Origin of the sequence: Mesorhizobium sp. M1399 (assembly GCF_040317735.1) — a bacterium.
Classification (GTDB): domain Bacteria; phylum Pseudomonadota; class Alphaproteobacteria; order Rhizobiales; family Rhizobiaceae; genus Mesorhizobium.
Genome location: NZ_JAMYKZ010000021.1, coordinates 15,722 through 34,201, shown reverse-complemented (window position 1 = coordinate 34,201; position 18,480 = coordinate 15,722). Strand labels below are relative to the sequence as shown.

General features: G+C 61.7%; 19 protein-coding genes and 3 pseudogenes. 7 read left to right on the top strand and 15 right to left on the bottom strand.

Features of this window, described 5'->3' with window-relative positions; genetic code table 11:
- Positions 1–214: 214 nt before the first annotated feature.
- From NKH05_RS27960 to NKH05_RS27945, 4 genes and pseudogenes are all read left to right on the top strand, one after another.
- Positions 215–415 (top strand): annotated as a pseudogene (locus NKH05_RS27960) (TrbI/VirB10 family protein); the annotation flags it as partial.
- Positions 416–823: 408 nt separating this feature from the next.
- Positions 824–1,102, top strand: coding sequence for a hypothetical protein (locus NKH05_RS27955; RefSeq protein ID WP_353026568.1), 279 nt, complete (start codon positions 824–826; stop codon positions 1,100–1,102).
- Entirely contained in the window at positions 1,086–1,301 is a 216-nt protein-coding gene (locus tag NKH05_RS27950) for a hypothetical protein (RefSeq protein ID WP_353026567.1), read from the top strand. The genes NKH05_RS27955 and NKH05_RS27950 overlap by 17 nt, the downstream gene beginning before the upstream one ends.
- 17 nt (positions 1,302–1,318) lie before the next feature.
- Complete coding sequence (locus NKH05_RS27945) at positions 1,319–2,002, top strand: type IV secretory system conjugative DNA transfer family protein (protein ID WP_502913276.1); 684 nt, start codon at positions 1,319–1,321, stop codon at positions 2,000–2,002.
- Positions 2,003–2,069: 67 nt separating this feature from the next.
- On the opposite strand, the pseudogene NKH05_RS27935 reads toward NKH05_RS27945, so the two are convergent.
- Positions 2,070–2,991, bottom strand: a pseudogene (locus tag NKH05_RS27935) (acyltransferase family protein).
- A 405-nt stretch (positions 2,992–3,396) separates the two neighbouring features.
- Here NKH05_RS27935 and NKH05_RS27930 point away from each other — a divergent pair.
- On the top strand, positions 3,397–3,519 hold the full coding sequence (locus tag NKH05_RS27930; RefSeq protein WP_353026565.1) for a hypothetical protein: 123 nt from the start codon (positions 3,397–3,399) through the stop codon (positions 3,517–3,519).
- Between the two features lie 27 nt (positions 3,520–3,546).
- On the opposite strand, the gene NKH05_RS27925 is transcribed toward NKH05_RS27930, so the two are convergent.
- From NKH05_RS27925 to NKH05_RS27880, 10 genes and pseudogenes are all read right to left on the bottom strand, one after another.
- Positions 3,547–3,747 carry a hypothetical protein gene (locus NKH05_RS27925; RefSeq protein WP_353026564.1) on the bottom strand — a complete coding sequence of 67 codons (201 nt, stop codon included), beginning with the start codon at positions 3,745–3,747 and terminating at the stop codon, positions 3,547–3,549.
- 366 nt (positions 3,748–4,113) lie between these two features.
- Positions 4,114–4,227: pseudogene (locus NKH05_RS27920) on the bottom strand (SMC-Scp complex subunit ScpB); the annotation flags it as partial.
- Between the two features lie 989 nt (positions 4,228–5,216).
- A complete protein-coding gene (rlxS, locus tag NKH05_RS27915) occupies positions 5,217–7,187 on the bottom strand; it encodes a relaxase/mobilization nuclease RlxS (RefSeq protein ID WP_353026563.1) in 1,971 nt (656 codons plus the stop codon).
- A 185-nt stretch (positions 7,188–7,372) separates the two neighbouring features.
- On the bottom strand, positions 7,373–8,059 hold the full coding sequence (locus tag NKH05_RS27910) for a lytic transglycosylase domain-containing protein (RefSeq protein WP_353026561.1): 687 nt from the start codon (positions 8,057–8,059) through the stop codon (positions 7,373–7,375).
- Positions 8,047–8,595 (bottom strand): signal peptidase I, encoded by a 549-nt coding sequence (lepB, locus tag NKH05_RS27905; RefSeq protein ID WP_353026559.1) that lies wholly within the window; start codon positions 8,593–8,595, stop codon positions 8,047–8,049. The genes NKH05_RS27910 and lepB overlap by 13 nt, the downstream gene beginning before the upstream one ends.
- Positions 8,592–8,861: a helix-turn-helix transcriptional regulator gene (locus tag NKH05_RS27900; RefSeq protein ID WP_352474127.1), complete on the bottom strand. Its 270-nt coding sequence runs from the start codon at positions 8,859–8,861 to the stop codon at positions 8,592–8,594. The genes lepB and NKH05_RS27900 overlap by 4 nt, the downstream gene beginning before the upstream one ends.
- A 150-nt stretch (positions 8,862–9,011) precedes the next feature.
- Positions 9,012–9,335: a DUF736 domain-containing protein gene (locus tag NKH05_RS27895; protein ID WP_023672372.1), complete on the bottom strand. Its 324-nt coding sequence runs from the start codon at positions 9,333–9,335 to the stop codon at positions 9,012–9,014.
- Between the two features lie 545 nt (positions 9,336–9,880).
- A complete protein-coding gene (locus NKH05_RS27890; RefSeq protein ID WP_353026557.1) occupies positions 9,881–11,602 on the bottom strand; it encodes a ParB/RepB/Spo0J family partition protein in 1,722 nt (573 codons plus the stop codon).
- Positions 11,603–11,679: 77 nt separating this feature from the next.
- Complete coding sequence (locus tag NKH05_RS27885) at positions 11,680–12,099, bottom strand: DUF2958 domain-containing protein (protein ID WP_353026556.1); 420 nt, start codon at positions 12,097–12,099, stop codon at positions 11,680–11,682.
- A gap of 213 nt (positions 12,100–12,312) precedes the next feature.
- The gene (locus NKH05_RS27880; protein WP_353026554.1) at positions 12,313–13,275 is read right to left on the bottom strand and encodes an ArdC family protein; all 963 of its coding nucleotides are present in this window, start codon (positions 13,273–13,275) and stop codon (positions 12,313–12,315) included.
- Between the two features lie 345 nt (positions 13,276–13,620).
- Between NKH05_RS27880 and NKH05_RS27875 the strand changes: the two genes are divergently transcribed.
- On the top strand, positions 13,621–13,791 hold the full coding sequence (locus tag NKH05_RS27875; protein WP_352974880.1) for a hypothetical protein: 171 nt from the start codon (positions 13,621–13,623) through the stop codon (positions 13,789–13,791).
- Positions 13,792–13,989: 198 nt separating this feature from the next.
- Here the strand turns inward: NKH05_RS27875 and NKH05_RS27870 are convergent, their stop codons facing one another.
- Together NKH05_RS27870 and NKH05_RS27865 are read right to left on the bottom strand one after the other, a co-directional pair.
- Positions 13,990–14,217: a hypothetical protein gene (locus tag NKH05_RS27870; protein ID WP_023679647.1), complete on the bottom strand. Its 228-nt coding sequence runs from the start codon at positions 14,215–14,217 to the stop codon at positions 13,990–13,992.
- A gap of 135 nt (positions 14,218–14,352) precedes the next feature.
- Positions 14,353–14,604: a helix-turn-helix domain-containing protein gene (locus NKH05_RS27865; RefSeq protein WP_023722035.1), complete on the bottom strand. Its 252-nt coding sequence runs from the start codon at positions 14,602–14,604 to the stop codon at positions 14,353–14,355.
- Between the two features lie 105 nt (positions 14,605–14,709).
- Here NKH05_RS27865 and NKH05_RS27860 point away from each other — a divergent pair, with 105 nt between their 5' ends.
- Positions 14,710–14,991 carry a DNA -binding domain-containing protein gene (locus NKH05_RS27860; protein WP_084643020.1) on the top strand — a complete coding sequence of 94 codons (282 nt, stop codon included), beginning with the start codon at positions 14,710–14,712 and terminating at the stop codon, positions 14,989–14,991.
- A 95-nt stretch (positions 14,992–15,086) separates the two neighbouring features.
- Here the strand turns inward: NKH05_RS27860 and NKH05_RS27855 are convergent, their stop codons facing one another.
- Positions 15,087–16,994 (bottom strand): putative bifunctional diguanylate cyclase/phosphodiesterase, encoded by a 1,908-nt coding sequence (locus tag NKH05_RS27855; RefSeq protein WP_353026551.1) that lies wholly within the window; start codon positions 16,992–16,994, stop codon positions 15,087–15,089.
- 303 nt (positions 16,995–17,297) lie between these two features.
- Positions 17,298–18,479: a 5-demethoxyubiquinol-8 5-hydroxylase UbiM gene (gene ubiM, locus NKH05_RS27850; protein WP_353026613.1), complete on the bottom strand. Its 1,182-nt coding sequence runs from the start codon at positions 18,477–18,479 to the stop codon at positions 17,298–17,300.
- Position 18,480: the final 1 nt, after the last annotated feature.

The window sequence follows — 18,480 nt, the reverse complement described above, 5'->3', positions numbered from 1 at the left end:
GCACCAATTCGACCATACATGATAATTCGCACTCCTGCGTTTGCATTGGGTTCAGGCTGGTGAAGCGCGGCAGGCCTAGATAGACCGCCTGGCTGACGATTAGCTGACGAAGGCGTTCTCCCAGACAGATAAAGAAAATCCGACCTGGCTCAAGCGTTAATGAAATCGGGCTGCGGCCTACACCGGCCGGCGAAGGCCGCACAAGTCGCCCGGGGCAGACGCGCTCGGCCGCGGTGGCATGGGCGGCCGTGTCGATGCGCACTGGGTTGAACGGTACGGCAACGCCATCATGCTTTCCGTCGTTGGCGGTGTCTCTGAATATCTGTCCTCGCTTGGAGATCGCAGCCAGGATGGACAACAGCGCCAGGTGTCGGCGATCGATCCCGTAACCGGCGAGACCACGACCGTAACTTAGGGTGGCAATGGCTCGCAGCGCGACGCCCGCAGCATCGCCTTCGATAAGTCATCGACCGCCCTGCAGCAACTCGCGCAAGAGGCGTTTCGCGACACGCAGAACATTGGCCCGACAGTTTACGCCGACCAGGGCACATCCGATCGTCGTGCTGGTGCGACGAGATCTCGATTTCTCGGATTTGTATGCTGATCCCATTCAGGAAGAAGTGGCGCGCCTTAAGGCAGGTGGGCGGCCGAAGTCGGCGATCGATCCGACGCCTCTTTACGCGACGCCAAAGGATCATTTCTATCCGGGCTATGGGAGCCCGGTGAAATGAATGCCGTGCATCCCCTCCCCGACCCATGGGCGAGAGCCCCGGTCCTGCACGCTCATCTGGAGCCGATATGGTCCTATTTGAACGAAGATGCGGTGTCCGAGATTGCGATCAACAGGCCGGGTGAATTGTTCATCGAACGCCTCGGCGCGAAGGAAATGGAGCACGTCGTCAAGCGCGAGGTCACGCCCGGCTGGATTCGTAACATCTCGACCGGCGTCGCCTCGGCGACAAACCAGGTCATCAACGAAGAAAAGCCGGTCCTGTCGGCTGCTCTGCCTTCGGGTGAGCATCCAATGCATCTTGCCGCCGGCGGCTTCCGAAGGCGGAGCGATTTCGATTCGCAAGCAGGTCATCATGGATATGAGCCTTGATGCCTACAAGGATCTCGGCGCATTCGAGAACACGGCGATGGGCAGCGGGCTGGCGCTGTCGGCCGAAGAAAAGCGACTTGTCGAGATGTTGCACGACACGTCGCCGATGGACTTCCTGCAATATGCGGTGCGCAGCCGCGATCGTCGGTTCCTGCGGTACGTCGACCGGCAGCCGCGCGGTGCGTTTCGCGCCGGCTGATCCGGCGGCAATACCGCATGCTACAATCCGATGGATTTCATCTCGCTGGATTCAGCACAGCGCGACATCGATCTTCGCAATATCGCTGCGGCGCTGTTCCCGCGTCCCCCTTTGAACGCCCATATTGGGTAAACGATGCCCGCCTCCTTTTTACCGGCATTGCATCCTTCGTCATGGAATCGCCTCCAATCCCGAACGAGAAAAAGACCTTCGCAACAATCCTCGAGATCATGAACGCTGCCGAGCAGCCGCTCCTCGAGTTCATCGGCTCGCTGCGCGAGGAGCGCCGCCGCGAATGCTTGCACTTCACCTTACAAACCCTGCTGCCCTATTTCGAGATGTCTGAGCGGCAGTTTTCCGGAATCTATGCTGGCGTCCGGACCGGCATGGCTCCTTTCTTCAACGAGCGCCTGATGCGAGCTACATCGCGCAGCACATTCGATATTCGCAAGCTAAAGCGCGATCGGATTTCTCTTTATCTCGACGTGCGGCGCGAGCAGATCACGTCGCTTGGACGGTTGTTCAACGTAGGACGCGACGATCGGTCAGACGCCCTTCCATTGGCTGCGGTCGGCGCCAGACGGTCGCGGAGCTTCAAATCTGATCGAGCTCCCGAGCGAATTGCCGTCCTACGAGCATTCGGGACCGATCCCGGCCTACAGGCACGCCTTACTTCGGGCGGCGGATCAAGTGATCCGTGAGGGGAATGCCACGCCGGCATGGCTCGCCAATGACTTCAATGCCAACTGTCGGCAGTCACATCATAAATTAAGCATAGCTCCGCGACACATATCCAAGGTGGCGCACAATCCTGCGAATTGTCATCGCTGTGACAACAATCGCCAAACCAAGCAAAGTGGCGAACTCGATTCTGCTCGCGAGATCCCAAAGCTCTCCGAACGGTATTAGATCCATGAAGCGAAACACGGCACCCTGAAGCAGGTAAAGCAGCAGTGTGCTCTGACCAAGCTCCAGCGCGACAAAGCGAGCTACGCGAGTTGAATAGCCAACTCTCCAGCATAGGAGTATAAGCTGCATCGCCACTGCAGAAGTTGCTACCGAGCCAGCGAACATCAGCAACACTTGTTTGGCCGACTGTGCATCGTAGATCAAAACGAGATTGTTGTAGACGTACGTCTCCTTTCCCCAAACAAGAAAGCAAATGAACGCAGCCATCGAAAGTAACACCACAAAAATAACCTTGTGGCGCCTGATGCTAGCTGCCTGCCATCCGATCGGCTGCGCAAACAAGAACCCAAAGCAAAAGAACGGGTATGTGTATCGTACTAGCGGGGCTATTGACCACGGCACGGGCGCGAATGCGATCGCAATTGCGGATGCGCTTATGATCCACACCGACGAGCCATTGAAAGTCGTGAGTAACTTAATCAGGACGAAGGACGCGAAAGCTGCCCAGATGAACCAGTATGTACCAATGAACTCCCTAAAAAAATCCAACATTCCACTGGTTAAACTGTTCGCCGAAGACATTACGGCGGCCTTCGATATCCAAATCAACGCACACCAAAAAAGCATGGGCAATACTAGTTGCATTGCTCGATCACTGACGCCTTGAGGGAACGATTTGCGCAGAATCGCCTTTGGCGAAATCGAAGCTTAGGTCTCGGGACTTTGTCCCTTCTGGGCGCGAGTCGCGCCCCTTCGAACCGACTGTTATGTGATTAAGCATCAGGCCTCCAGCCGATATCCTGCCGTTATTGCTTCCGCTTTGGTTCTAGAGTGGTTCACGCACGGCATCTTCGGATCCCATTCTGGATTGTCGCACCCCAATCCAGCCGGTAATGGAGAGATGAGGGCCGCAGCACGACAGAAGCCGAACAGGCCTGTTCTAGGCTAGAAGGCCGAAATATTTCCGTTGAACTTCGTCCTCATCGCCTCAATTGCGGCCGTGCCGCCGCCTGGAATGTAGATCAACCGGAACTCAGGGCTGGCATCGGCCAACTTCGATTGGTTTCGAATGGTCAAGCGGCGCCGGTCGGTCCATAAGCCTTCGTCAAGAAACGGGCGGTATCCGCTATTCTCTCTAGTCGGTAAAATCGATTGTGTTTATGGAACGCATGCGCATGATGGATACATGCGCATCTTGCAGTGCATGGATGAGGCGGCGATTCCCGCGGTGCAGCACCTTTCGAGCGCGTGCCACAAAATCGCTGGGTTGGACCTGCGCGGCGACTGGGTGGAGATCCGCCTGATCTAAAGCGTCACCCACCCGACGGACAACATCTCACGACGCGCCGAGCAGCTTGGCCAAGAATCCGCACTGGCCGATCTCGCGCTGCGTGCGATCGCCTCCTCGATAGCATTGGAGCAACACCTTCTTGAAATCGGCTTGTGCGGCAATTTTGTCGTAAAGCTCATGGTGGCGACTCCCGCACGCGCGCAGGACAGCCGGCAGATCGCGCATCTTGGCGATCCACCCTGCCATTCGGCCCGTCGTTCTTCTTTATTCCAATGGAGATCGTAATCAGGTCCGGACGGTCACGCAGTGAAGTGTTCTCCCTTCGAGCAGCCACGTCGGCGCCGCTCAGAATCTTCGACGAGCGCGCCAGGACAGCATCGATCTCCGCAAATTCTTGCCAGCAGATCGTCCTCACATCATCATGCCCTTGGCTTCAACCGGGCTGGTGCCCTCCCCTTCCCGGCTTTTTGTCCCGACGCTCGGGTCGCGCCGCCCGGCCCGGTCAAGGCCAAAAAAATCGTCGCGGGTGAGCTCCCACTCCGGCTTCTGCCAAATATTCGTCGGCGGGTTCGCAGCACCGCGGGCGCACGGGTGAGCTCGTGGGTAGGAGTGCGGATGGAAGTAGGCGATGCACATCGTCACCAGCACCTCAGATTGTGTGAGGTCCACGGCCCGCTCGTTTCCGCCGACGGCGGCGCGGCGGGCGTCGGTATACGCAGGGCGGGTCCGTCGCCTTGGCCTCAGTTTCGGGGCAATGGCAAGCCCCGGTCCGCGCGGCGCCGAGTTGGGCGGAAAGATCGACGGCGCGCAACGCGGGGCTCCTACGCGACGAGCAGTTTTTCCCCCGGTCTGACCCGGCCTCGACTCCAGATGCCGCAATGACCGTCGCGGCCCGGCGCGACTGATCGGGTCTCATGCCCAAAGCTGCCTCGGTGCCCAGTAGCCGGCACCGCATTGCCCCTCCCAGGCGCTGCGCCAGTAAAGCGTCGGCGAGCCAGCATCCGACGGTGCGTTCGAAGCGATCTCATTCGGCGGCCATGATCGCGCCGGTCACCATGCCGCAGCGGAAAGCTGCCGAGCTCGTCTGGTCAGGTCGCTGACCGCCTCGTCGTCGCGGGCGACGATCGAAATCTTCCCCACCGCAGCGAGGTTTCTCCCGTTAGAAGATCCTCAGCGGGATGGGCTGCCAGTTCACGCCCGGTCAACAGCATCCGGCCCGCGGGGTCGACCTTGTCTCCCGGTCGTGTGAGCAGAAGAACATCGCGAAGTGCGGCTTCATCCTCGACGCCGCGAGCCTGCTTCGCCGTACCACGGCCGCCGAAAGCCCTAGGCGCTGTCACCAGGCGCCAGCCCACCTCTCTAGCTGGCGGACCATCTCATCGAGCGCGCCGATGGCCGCACGGTCAGTGATTGCAATGTCCTCAATGCGCCGCAACTGTTTGGGTCGGGGGCAGCCCTGTGCAACCAGGCCGGCACCGCCGCGTCGGCGCGGCTTCCGTGGCACCGGGAAGAGTGCCGTGGTGGCGCAGGAGGGTTTTGGCTCAGAATCATGGAACACGATGAATCATCGCGGCGCATTTTGTAGAGCGAACGATAAGTCTTGCACGACCAGCCATTTATCCCTCGCGAGATCAATGCCGCGGGCAATTAGCAGGCGAACTCCGTCCGGACTGAGTACCTGTTTCAACGCGGGCAAAAGAAGTTGTGTAGCCATGTCACGAAATGCTTGGTCCGCTTCTCTGCCGGCCGATGGTCCATGAAATCCCCTCCCCACCCATGACACCAGACACCTCCTTGCCAATATGCCGATCAAGCACCGGCCGCCATGGCACCAGCGTGAACTCGCGCGATTTCTCGATGACAGCGTATTTTCCGCCGGCGAGCTCGACGGAGCGGCGGAGCGTGCCTTCTATTCGATCTCCACTCTGGGCTTCAGAATAGGGCAGACCGAGTTCGTTCGACAACTGGCCGGCCACGCGGTTCAACTCGCGTTGGCGCAGCATCGAAAGCATGTTGGCGCGATAGACGATCCGGTCCTGCTCTTCCCGAGCAAGACCTTGCGCAATCAGCCACTGCCGTCGGCGGCCTTGCGCCTCTCGGACATCGCGGCCGAAACCAGAGCTGTGCAAGGCCTCCGGTATGTCGGAAACCAGCTCTCGATCGAGCCAGGTGGCGCCGTCGAAGCTGACTTGTTGTTCCAGCGGCGTCGATGAGAGCTTGTCAACCGTGACAGGCTCGGCCCCGGCCCGCTGACGCTCGTAGTCAGACACACGGTCGAGATGATCCGGTGCGACGATCCAGGTGCCGTCCGGCTCGCGCTCGACACGACCGGTCGCCCGGCGGATCGCCTCCAGTCGCCGCACGTGCGTTTCAGCAAAGCGTTCGGTGGCCGACGGGTCATGCTTGAGATGGATATCGATGCTGTAGCGCCCGTCATGGGCCGTGGCGATCTCGGCAATTGTGCGGTCGACTTGCCTTGGCCCGGTGTCCCTCGGCGTGACCCGCACTATGCAGCCCTCTGGCGTCGGTTGGGTGGCCTCGCCTTTGCCGATATCAACATAGTGGCTTTTGCCGTCCACGCCGTCGACGACGAGGTAATGGCGGTCAGTGATTTCGTCGGCCAGGCCGCGCGCAATGATGCGGCCGACGACAGGCTGCATCTGCTCTGCAGAACGATCATGGACAACATAGTCGGCGACACTGCGGGCGAGCCCCTTGCCGGTCAGTTCGCGGTGCATGGTCTTGATGATGTCGCCCCGCTCGCCGATGCGGCGCAGCGTCGCTTCAAGCTCGCCATCAAGGCGCCAGCGGCCCGAGCCGACTTCCTCAGCCAGACCCATCCGCTCGAGCTTACGCAGGCGCCCCTGGTGCAGCGTCTGGCGAAACGTGTCTCGGCTGGCCGGTGAGACATGCCCGTCATCGTCGCGCAGGCGGAGCAGCTGCCGATCGATGCTGGTGAAGCGTTCCCGCTCCATTTCCTGGCGCAGGCGTTGCTCGATCTCGCGGTCCGTTCTCGGGCCAAGGTCGAGGCTGACCAGCTCGGCCGCCCGTTCACGGATTCCAGACGAGATGTAGTCTCGCGCGATGACAAGATTTTCGCCGCGGTCGTCCCTGCCGCGGACGATAATATGGGTATGCGGATGACCAGTGTTGAAATGATCGACGGCAACCCAGTCGAGCCTGGTGCCGAGGTCTTCTTCCATCTGCGCCATGAGGCGCCGCGTGAGCGGCTTCAGGTCATCATACTCGATGCCGTCTTCAGGTGCGACGATGAAGCGGAACTGATGCCGGTCGCCATCGGCACGATCGATAAACGCCTTGCCATCGACGCGGTCGCTGTCGGCGCTATAGAGCTCGCCAGGCTCCCCTTCGCGGGTGACGCCGTCGCGCTGGAGGTAGCGAAGGTGTGCACGTGCCCCGTCAACACCCTTGCCGGCCAGCTTGACGATACGGGCCTTGACGACGGCGCGCCGCTGCCGAAACGCCGCGTGGGGGTCGCGCGCTCTGAGAACGGCGGCAGCAGCCCCGCCGCGCCCCGCCCGGCTTCCGATGAAGCGGCCACGGCGACCGCTGCCGCCGCCGGCTCGGTTGATCGCGGCGCGGATCTGGCCGGCGAAACGCTTGCCTGCCTTCGAGCCGCGCGATCCGATTTTGCCCAGGCTCGGCTTGAACTCTTCATCCTGCATTGAGCCTCCTAGTAATCTTGCGCAAAATCAAAGCTTTGTCGGCAGAAGCTCTCCTGACGCTGAAGGCAGCCTCCATGAAAAACGATGTGCAGACAAAGACTTCGCCGCCTCCAGGAGGCGATGCCTTTATCTTGCCTTCCGCGGACCTGCCTCCCTACCCCGCCCGACCCACGGTACCCCTGCCCTCACCTGCGATCCGGCCGGCCTGACCTTGCTCGCTCCGATCCGAGCGGCACCACGATTTGGCCATTCGGATCGGTCGCGGAAACACCGTTTCGCAGGAAAAACAGCGACTGCCCGGACGGGATTTCCGGCGCTTTTCCGGAACGGGATTTGCCGGTGAACGCGTCCATGTCGGCGGCCGCGATCCCCGCCGCCTTGAGCTCTTCCAGATACGAAACCGTCTCGCTGGGCAGCGGTCGCCCACGCTGCAAATGCTGTTCGTAACGGTCCGGCCCAGCGTTATAGGCGGCAAACAGGCCGGGAAAGCCGAAGCGGTCATACATGGCGCGCAGATAGGCAGTGCCTGCCAGAATGTTATCGCGAGGGTCGTGCGGATCGGCTCCCAGGCCAAGCTCTGCGCGCATCTCCTCGTAGGTGCCGGGCATCACCTGCATGAGGCCAATAGCGCCGGCGTGTGAGGCGATCGGCCGTCCGTCCAGCATTGTCTGCCCCCGGCTTTCGGCATCCATGACGGCATAAATCCAGGGCTGTGGAATGCTGAAACGCCGGCTTGCTTCGGCTACGAACGGCTGCCATCTTGCCAGCTGCGGACCACGGGAGATGGCGGCCGGCTGAGCGTCGGTCGCGGCGGAACAGGCGCATGGCGCTATCGCGACCATGCCCAGCATCAGGAGGGTTACTCGGTCCATAGCGGCACCAGCCTCCCGACAATATTTTCGGCCGGCACCGGCCCGAAATAGCGGCTATCGAAGGAGTGATTTCTATCGTTGCCGAGCAGGAAAAACTCGTCGGCGGCGAGCTTGCGGCAGGCATTCCACCAAGGCAGCGGACGGTGCTGCGTGTCGGTTGCCAGCCGGCGCGCGACAATCTCGCCGCCGATGATGATGGCGTCGCCGAAGGCGCAGACATGCTCGCCAGGCAGCGCGGCAAGGCGCTTGACCAGCGGCACATTGCTGGGCAGATAGAAGCGTTCGGCGGCGAGATCGGCGACCGGTTTTGGCGGGCGGACGAGCACCAGATCGCCACGAGCCGGCGATCCGGACGCGACGCGATAGAGGCCGACCGGCGCACTGGCCGAGGCGTTCCACACCAGCCAGGGCGATGGGTTGTCGAAAGCGGCGAAGCCGATCAGGCCGAGGCCTATTGTGGCCACGGGGATCGTCTTGCGCGCCCGAATGCGCCGCAGATGGCTGCCGATCAGACGGATAGTGGGACGCCGGCTCATGAGCGGCCTCCCTCACCGGCCGAGCCGGAATTGTGCCCGCCATCCTCGGGCCTGGTCGCCTGCGCGCGTCCCTTCGACCAGTCGTCGAGCTCGTCGATGTGATAGCGGACATAGCGGCCGTGCTTGCGAAATTGCGGGCCGCCGCCTTTGAGCCGCATCTTCTCCAGCGTGCGCTGGGACAGCCCGATATAGAAGGCGGCCTGCGCGGTGTTGAGAAACGGACTGCCCTTCTTCGCGCGGGCCGCGCGTTCGTTTTCGTCGTCCATGATGATCCTCGTTTCGCTACGGACAAGCGAAGGCGAGGATCGGCGAGCGAGATCGTTTTGGGGACGGGCGAAGAGTGGGGGGCGAGTTTTCGCCGCCCCCTCCCGAAAGAGCCCCGCGCCGGTTGCGGCGCGGGGCTCGAGGCAGGCGGTTCAGTCGACCGGGTTCCAGATGATGGCGTATGTGTCGTCGTCATCCTGGCCGGCGGCGCGGCCGAGATTGGCGTAGAGCTTGCGCGGGCCGAACTCCGGGGCGGCAATCGACAGGCTCACATAGTCCTTGCCGGAGGTCTCGCCGGTACGGATCCAGCCGGCCCCTACTTCGACCCCTTGCGTCAGCACCCGGAAGTCGGGATGGGTGTCGGCGCTCTTTGCCTGATTGGGCACGATGTCGATGTCGGCGCGCACGCTGAGCGTCTTGAGCTGGCCCTTGTAGCCGCCGTTTTCCTGTTTGGTGACGTATCCGATCGCGGTCATTTTCAGTCTCCTTTGGTGCTCGCCGGGGACCATTCCCCTGCGATGGCGGACCGTGATGGGCGCGTCCGGACCGCCGGAACCGGGACGGCCGCAGCGATAGCGGAGGACCCGAGCGGGCAGCTTTTTTGAAGCGAAGCAGCGCGAGGAAGCCGCCGCAGGCGGCGGGGAAAAAAGCTCGTGGCGAGGGTTTCGGGCGGGCCGGATCCGCCCATAGGTCGTCAAGCCAGCCGCAGGGGAATGGTCCCTGAGACACCATGGAGACAGGTGGCGCGATCGGTGACACAAGGAGCCGGCGGCAATGCAGGGCGCCGGCTGCGCGGGCTCTGTCGGCAACCGGATCGGACAATTGGCCCCATGCGCCTCGCGCCTCGGCAAGCAACCCGGCGCGGTGCAGGGCTGCCCAAATGGGGGCGAGTTGGCGTCGGGATTTCTCGCGCGCGGCACTGGCTCGACAAGACGACCAATCGGCAGCCGGCGCGGCCCGGAGCGGCGCGCGCGACCTGAGCAGCGGTACTCGAGAGAACCGCCGCTCGGGCCCTGATCGACTATTCGCGCGCGAACAGCGGCTGCACTTGTGCCCACTGATCGGCGGTGCGGAAACCGCCGCGACTGGTGTAGCTTTCGGCGGGGAATTTCATCCAGCGCGGCAGCCAGGTCTCGAGCCTGAGGCGGCCATTCTCGCCCGCAAGGAAGTCACGGATGATCTTCTTTTGCGTCTTGACCTTCTCGGCGACATTGCCATCCGCGACCAGCTTGCCGCCGACCTCGGCCAGCATCGAATTGGCGATTTCCTTGTCGCGCAAGAGGTCGAAGAAGGCGTCGTCCGGTTGCCACCATGCGCCCATATCGACATTCAGATCGTTGCCGAGCGCCTCGATGACGGCGCTGCCGGCTGCAAGCGTCTCGGCCATGACAAGGGTGAGAACGCGCATGACATCGTCGTCGCAGAGCGCCAAGAGGCGCGCGAAGACGCCGGCGATAGCAAAGGCGTCGCCATTGCCGCCGGCGACCACGCCATCCTCATCCGGTGATCCGAGCAGGGCCAACAATTCGCGCCGCTTTTTGCCGAATGCAGCTTCGGCCTTGCAGCCGGCAAGGCTGGCAGTCACCGTTTCGTTGACTGCTCGCTGTGGCTCACGGCGCACCTGCCACAGGCCGGAACCGGTGATGGCGTGCGCCACCACGAGGCGCAGCGCCACGGCGGGATGGTCGAGCATGGCCGCACGCACGGCCGCATGGCGATGCAGATCGACATAGTTCTGCATCGGGCCGGTGAGTTCGGGGCGCGGCGGCTTGGCGGCTGTTTCTTCTTGCTCACCGCCCTCGCGGGCGCGGCGGGCTTGCTTGCGTGACAGCCAGCCCTCGTGACACTCGACCTCGCCGCGATACGTGACCGCGATGAAGACCTTGCCGCCCTTCTTCTTCGGGGTCTTCTCGTGGTCCCATGGGTAGAAATACTGGCCCGGCTCCAGCAGCACCACCTCGCTCCAGCCGTCGTTCAGATAGGTGTCGCGTCTGGCGGCAATCGCTTCGTTCTGCTTTTGCCAGAACAGGTCGGCATCGGCGAAATAGCTGTCATCGCCGAACAGGTCCGAGGTGATCAGGCCGGGATATTCGTCGATGGCAAACAGCGCCACCTTGGTGGAAATCGACTGGCCGCCGAACAGCCATTGCTTCAATTGAAAGCCACGCGGCGCGTATTGATCGGGATCGGCAGACAGAGCCAGCCAGTCCTTCTGCTGCGCCTTGGACGCCATGGTGAGATGGCGCACCGTCTCGGTATCGATCTCCTCGCGCCGGTAGGCTTCGCGGATTTTGGGCAAGAGGTCGCCAAGCGCCAGAATGCGTTTGACCTTCAGGTCAGTGATGCCGAAGGTCGCAGCGATATCGGGAACGGTGCGGCCTTGCCTGACGAGCCGCGAAAACGTCTCCCATTGCGAGACTTCGTCAGGATCGAGGCGGGCGAGGTTTTCGATCAGCGAGGCTTCCAGCGCATCGGCGTCGTCACTGTCCTCCATGATGGCGCAGGGCAAGGGATCGCCTTCGCCGCGCTCGTCGGCAAGCGATTTCGCGGCGAAATAGCGCCGCCTGCCGGCAACGATCTCGAAGGTTTCCGGCTGGCCGTTGGGCCGCACAAGGAGCGGCACCAGCACGCCGCGCGCACGCACGGATGGCAGGATGTCGGATATGTCGGGCGCGCGTTTTCCATGGCGCATGTTGAGCGCGGAAATATTGAGCCGATCCAAGGGGATGTGGGCAAGCTGCATGGTTACTCTCCTTCGCTTTGGTTGAGGTTGTCCCGCCGCAGAGGCCGAAGGCCGGCGCGGCGGGACGGTTTTTGCGCCTATCGGCGCTGCTGTTCCGCCGTGTCGGGCGGAAGCTCGGAATGGGGCTTTGACAGGGCGTCTGCTGCTTGCCGCAGAAGTCGCTCGGCCTCGGTGATGTGGCCGCAAATGCGGGCGGCTTCGGCATAGACGGAGAGCGTAAAGCGCGCCTGGAAATGCAGGTCGCGCTCGATGCCGAGGCCAAGCGGACCTTTTACGGATGCAAGCTCGGCCAGACTGACGCTGCCGAGTTCGGGGAAGCCGAAGCCGAGATCGCAAAGGCCGAACAGCGTGTCGCCATCGGCGTCGAGTTCGCTCAAAAGCCACGTCGCGGCACCTGTCGGATTAAACAGTTTCACAACGGGAAAATGGTCGATGTCGGCGTCGGCGGTACCATTGGCGAGCAGTCGTGCGCGCAATGGATCGGTGATCAGGATCATGGAAAGACTCCTTGTCAGAACAGGTCGAGTTGATTTCTGCTGGCTTCATCGAAGAGGCCGATATCGAGCGGCTTTTGCGCCGCGCGCGGAGACATCGGCGCGTCCACAGGAGGGTGAGCCGATCGCGCGTGGTGATCCGCCGGCCACCGGGAATGAGCATCTGCTCGCCTTGCGGCGTCGGCTCGGTCGCGGTCAGTTGAGGATCGCGCATCGTCATGCCGCAATCCCTTCCTGCGCCTCGCGTTTGGCATCGTCCTTAAAGCCAAACAGGAAATCGGCGGCCTTGGAGGCAAGACTGGCGGCACGGAAGATGGCGCGGTTGTCCTCGCGCAGCACCTTCAGCCATGAGCCGATGTAATCGGCATGACGCACGGTCGGCTCGATACCGAGATTGCTGCAGACGAAGGCGGCAGTGATTTCGGCGACCAATTCTTCACGCGCGTAAGCCTTGGAGCCGAACGAGCCGGAGAGGTCGCGAGCAAGCCGCGTTAGGTGGCCGGTCCAGTGGCCAAGCTCGTGAAAGCAGGTCCGGTAATAGTCGATCTGGTGATGGAACGCCGGCTGCGGCGGCACCTGAATGTGGTCGCTGCCCGGCATGTAGAAAGCGCGATCGCCGCCGACCCTGAAATCCGCACCGCTGGCGCGAATGAGCGTCTCGGCCTGCGGCACGATCTCGCACTGAGGCAGCGGCTCGGCGGCGGCGTGGAGGTGTTCCGGAAGATTATCGCACTGCGCGACATTGAAGACGGTGAAGCGCTTCAAAAAAGGCACGGCCTGTGGTTCATCGCCCTCGTGGCGTGCGCGCTCCTTCTCGTCCTTGGGGACAAAGCGGTCGGCATGCACGATGGTCGTGCCGCGCTCGCCCTTCCTGACATTGCCGCCAAGGACGAGCGCCTGCCGGAAGGTGAGCCAGTTCTGGCTGGGATAGCTGCGCTCGATCACCGCGCCCCACAGGATGAGGATATTGATGCCGGAATAGATGCGCCCAGAGGATGCATTCCTCGGCAGGCCAAGGCCTGCCTTTGCGCTGCCCCATGGCTTGACCCATGGCACGGTGCCGCGCTCCAGCTCGGCAATGATGCGGTCGGTGATCTCCTGATAAAGGCTGGCGCCCGGGCGCCCGCCCTTGCCTGCGCCAGCCTCTGTGCTGGCACAACGCTTGCTGTTTGCATGCATCGTTTCATCCTCCGCTCGCCAATCGCCGCGCCTTTCCCCGGAAGCGGGGTGGGCGGCGAGTCGCGACCGGAAAGGCCCGCCGTGGTAGGCGGACCGCATCCGAAGGACCGGAACGAAGAGCAGGGCCCTGAGCGGCACGCGAAGGGTTGCGGGCTGCCGCGGCGGGCCTAGAAGGGAGTGCCGCCCACCCCGCGCCACCGGGAAAGGCCAACAGACAAACCGCGCCGCCCGCAAGGGCGGCGGCCGTCTCAGCCCGAAGGGCTGCCCACGCCAAGGGGCGAAGCCGAAATGGCCGAGACCGCCTGAGCTTGCCGAAGAAAAGCGGGCTCGGTTCACGAGCACCTGGTGCGCGTCGTCAGGCGCGCGGGCGCCCGCCAGGACAGATTTTTCGCACGGATCATCGTCAAGCGCCGCAATTACGTCGAGAAACTCGACGACATCGCCGCCGTGCGCGCGGCTTCCTACGAACAAAGCCAGCGCTCGCCTTTCAACAGGTTGAGGCGCGTGTCCCAGTAATATTCCTGACCGGGATCATGATAGACGCGCTCGCCCGTTTGTGGCTTATATTGGCTTTGATGATGCAGCCGACAGCGGCAGGGTCGATTCGAAGGCAAGAATGCCAGCCAGGAGTTGTCCTGATAGCGATGGTTGCCCACGCCCCTTCCCTCCCAAGAGAGAATGCGACGTTTGCGGCCTAGAGTCTACAAGTCGGGTCTAATTCACCGGTCCTGTTCCGAACCATTGAATGAACGGCGCATCCTTCCCCGTGATATCCTTCACCGTCTTTAACAGCGCTTCATGGGTGCGCTGGAGAGCCAGGTAATGGTTGCTGGTAGGTGATAGAAGCGGCTGGACGATGCTTTTGTGCAGCCGTTCCGCCTCCGCCAGAAAGCGCTCGATTTCAGCCTGTGAAAGCTGCTTGGAAAGTTTGGTCCTAGCCATTGCGATCTCCGTTGAGGAATCGCCCCACCTAGGATTATCATCCTATATCGGCATGGGTTGGTAAAGACCCACCCGCAGCGGAATGGCAGCTTGCCGAAGAAAAGCACGCTCGGTTCACGGTACCGGCGCGAGCCGTTAGACGCGCAGGCGCCCGTTAGCCCGCAGGCTGGACAGAATCTCGCACGGATCAGCGTCAAGCGCCGCAGTTAAGTCGAGAAACTCGATGACGTCGAGACGCCGCTCTCCACCCTCGTACTTGGCCACGAAGGATTGGGGACGATCAAGCTTCTCGGCCACCTGCGCCTGAGTCAGGCCTTTGGCCTTGCGCAGGGAAACCAGCTGGGCCAGAAACCGCTGGTGGCGGGGCGAGCGAAGAGATTTGGGCATGTAGGCGAACCGGTCGGGTAAAGACCGGATCAGCGACTAATCCCGGTTTCGGATTATCCCATTTTGGGATATGCTGCGGGCGCTCAACAGGCGAGGTTCGCAGGCATGAATCGATCAATGGGAACAGATGAGACTCGAAACTCAACTCTGTGCGATGAAGTCCCCTGGTCGGAGAACCTCACGAGCTACGACAGGGAGCATTTCACGATCTACCTGCGGATCCTGGATGCCTGCGCCGACAATGCCAGCGAAGAGGAGATGGCTGATCTCATTCTCGGCATCGACCCGGCCCTTGAACCGGTCCGCGCCCGCAAGGCTCTTCGCAGCCATATCGACCGGGCGAACTGGATGGTGACGACTGGCTACAAAGAACTGTTCGCCGGCTGACGCACAGCACGGATTGTCATGCTCTTCAAACAAGGAAGTTCAGATACCCGCCATTCATGAGCGCACGGCCGCGAGAGACGGCGCGGCTGGAGCGGTCACAACTGGTTCGCGTGCTGTTTGACTGCCATTTCCAGTGCTTGGCTCAGAGGCACCGCCTTGGAGAACAGGAAGCCCTGAGCGGTCCTGCAGCCAAGCTTGTGCAGGGTTTGCCGATCCGCCTCTGTTTCGACGCCCTCGGCCATGACCTCGATCCCGAGCATGTTACCGAGATCGATGACCGATTTGACAAGCAGTCGGTCCTCTCGGGATTTGGCCAAGCCGCGAATGAAGCCCTGGTCTATTTTGACCTTGCGTATCCGACTGTCCTTGAGCGATGCCAACGTAGAAAAGCCGGTGCCGAAGTCATCGAGCGCGATGGAAATGCCCGCATGTGAAAGCCGTCCGAGCTTTTCATCCACTCTGTCCGGGTCCACCGGGGATTCTTCGGTAATCTCGATCTCGAACATTGTTTCAGGCAGACCTCTTGCCGCCAGACCATCCAGAACCATGTCGTCGATATCGCCGGCTTCCAGTTCGCGCGGTGAAACATTCATCGCCACACGGAGATCACGACAGTCAGCTTTCACCAAGCCGTCGATAAAAGCACAACAGTCGGCGAAGACGGTTTGCGTCAGCAGCTGAAGCATACCGGTTTCGCGTGCAGCTGTGATGATTTCGGGTGGAGAGATGGCACCATGAGTCGGATGGGACCACCTCAGCAAGGCTTCAAAGCCGACCACGGCCTCGGTGTCGAGTTTCACGATCGGCTGGAACCAAGGTTGCAAGCTTCTCGTCTTTATCGCCGAATGAAGGTCCCGTTCGACGGACTGGCGGCGTTGCAGTTCCCTGTCGAGTTCGGCATCGAACAGGCAAAATTCGTTCCTGCCACGACGCTTGGCCGTATAAAGGGCGATATCCGCCCGCAACAACATTTCGGTCAGGCCCGGGCTTTCCGCCAGGTATATTCCTATTGACGCCCCGACCCGGACGGACGCGACCTCGATATAGGGGCGGGCAATTTTTGCTATGATATTGGAGGCGAGATCATTGGCAGAAAGCGAAACCCTCGTTGAGGGAAAAAACAGCACGAATTCATCGCCGCCGATACGAGCGAGCGTTGAGCCTTCCGGTGCTTCCTCCTCTATGCGGCGGGCGATCCTGACAAGCAGTTCATCACCGGTCCTGTGACCGTAGGTATCGTTGACGGATTTGAACCCGTCCAGGTCAACCAGCATTGCCACGAAGGGGCCATCCGCGGTCTCGAACCGTCCGATAGCGTCTTCGAGGCCACGCCTGTTGAGAAGGGCCGTCAGGTGGTCCTGCCTGGAACTGGCCTTCATCTCCGCCGCAAGCCGCTCGGCCTCATGCCTCAGGCGGCTCGCTTCGCGGAACCGTGCTTGCCCAACAAACGAAGCTCGAACCAAGCCGCCCATGAAGAGCAGAACGGTAAAAGCCAGAATGTAGTCTTCAAAATTGCCTTTCGCCAAAAGGCAACCCACCGTGATGAGGAGCGGAGGTGTGATGAAGTTGATCGCCGCCGCGGCATACGAACTGCCGTATGTAACCGCACCAGCTGAAATGCCCGCCAGAATGACCAGATGCAGCGGTGCTTGAGGTGTCGTGTATCCAACAGTCAGGACGGCCAGGAAGGACCAGGCAAACCCTGCCAGAAGAGCAAGGATGCCAAACCAGCGAAGCCGCGGCAAAACCCCCACTAATCCGTCATGGCGCCCCGTTTCCTTTAGCTGATAACGCGCGAGTGCAAGGCGGGCGGCATTTATCGCATTGACGACCAGGAACCAGATTGCAGCTGCAAAGCCGCTGCCAGAAAGGGCGTGCACCGCCCAAATCAGGCCTGACAGGATAGCGCTTATCGGCATCGACACGAAGAGGCCGGCCCTCAGGTCAGCAAGCTGATCCTGACGGATTTTGGCCTCCAGCGTGTCTTCATTCTTCGGGGCCATGGACGGACCAGCTTGCTCCCATCGTTGTTCGCGAGGACAAGCCTACGCAGGCCCACTGAAGGACGGGTTAACTATCCAGCGGGGATAACCAGTGTGCTCACCATGTCTTCGGGGCGCACGTCTGCCTCTTGGCCTTGCCGTCTGATCATCGAGCTCTTGCCCGCACGCGTGCCTTGATCCGAATCATCCCAGGATCGGCAACGTCACCATGGAAGCAGCCCTGCCAACGGCATCAACGCGCCCGGCGAGACAAAAGGAAGCCGGGCCGAGATAGCGTTCCAGAGCGGCAGCGCTGCCTGCGATTCACCGCCTGAGCATGGCCGAAATGCCATGGCGGATAAAGGGAAGATATTGGGCAAAGCGAAGCCCTGCATGTCTTGCAAGCCGTGCCGCCGGGTGCTCGCCTGAGTAGAGAGCGACAAGTGCATTCGTAGCATGATAGAGCGGTGCCGCCGACAGACGCAGCCGGCTTTCGTATCTGCCGAGCATGTCGGGATCAGCAATGTCGCGGCGCTCGCGACATGCCGCCAGGATTCTATCGGCGAGTTGCTTCTGGCCACTGAGGCCGATGTTGCAGCCATGCGCGGTCACCGGGTGCATGCCGAGGGCAGCATCGCCGATCAGTGCCGCACTCGGAGCCCAGAACTTGTGCGCCCAGGTCGTGACCAGCGGATAGGCATGGCGGGTGCTTGCCAAGGTCATCTCTCCGAAGCGTCCTCGACACCGGCTCGTCGATTCCATGAGGAACAAATCGTCGTCGAGAGCAAGCAGTCTGTCGGCCTCGCTTGAGCGCAACGTGAGAAGCAGCGACGACACGCCTTCCATGAGCGGCAACATCGCTATCGTCTGATGGTGATCGAACCATTCGACCGCGATCTGGTGATGGGCGCGCTCGTGCCTCACTCGGCAAATCAGCATGGAGTTGCCAAGCCGATTGATGTCGGCGCCAATGCCGAGCAGGTCGCGCGTCGCGGACAAACGCGAATCCGCTGCAACGAGCAGCCGAGCGGCCAATTGCCTGCCATCAGAGAGCGTTATGACTGCTTCTTTGTGGCTGGTTGTTGCATTGACGACCGAGCGGCCGCACAGCAGCTGGGCATGATCCTGGAAGTGGACAAGCTTGAACAGGGCGTCGCGGATCCGACAATTTGGGACCAGAATTCCGAGTGGTTCCCCAGATCCGCTGGGAGAATCGAAGCTCAGGGCGAAAGGGCTCGATCCGTTGAGCACGCGCGCGCCTTGTAGCGGTGATTTGTCCGAAGCGGGGATGGCATCCCAGGCGCCGAGCTCGCGAAGGATTCCAACCGATGCGTGGGTCAGCGCGATCTCGCGACCGTCGAAAGCCGGATTCGCCAGGCTTTCGAGCGACTGCCGTTCAACCACTGCCACCTTGAGTCGGCTCTGGGCAAGCGACGCGGCGAAGGAAAGTCCGACCGGCCCGGCTCCGACCACAATAACGTCGAATCTATCGACAGAGCCGGCCATC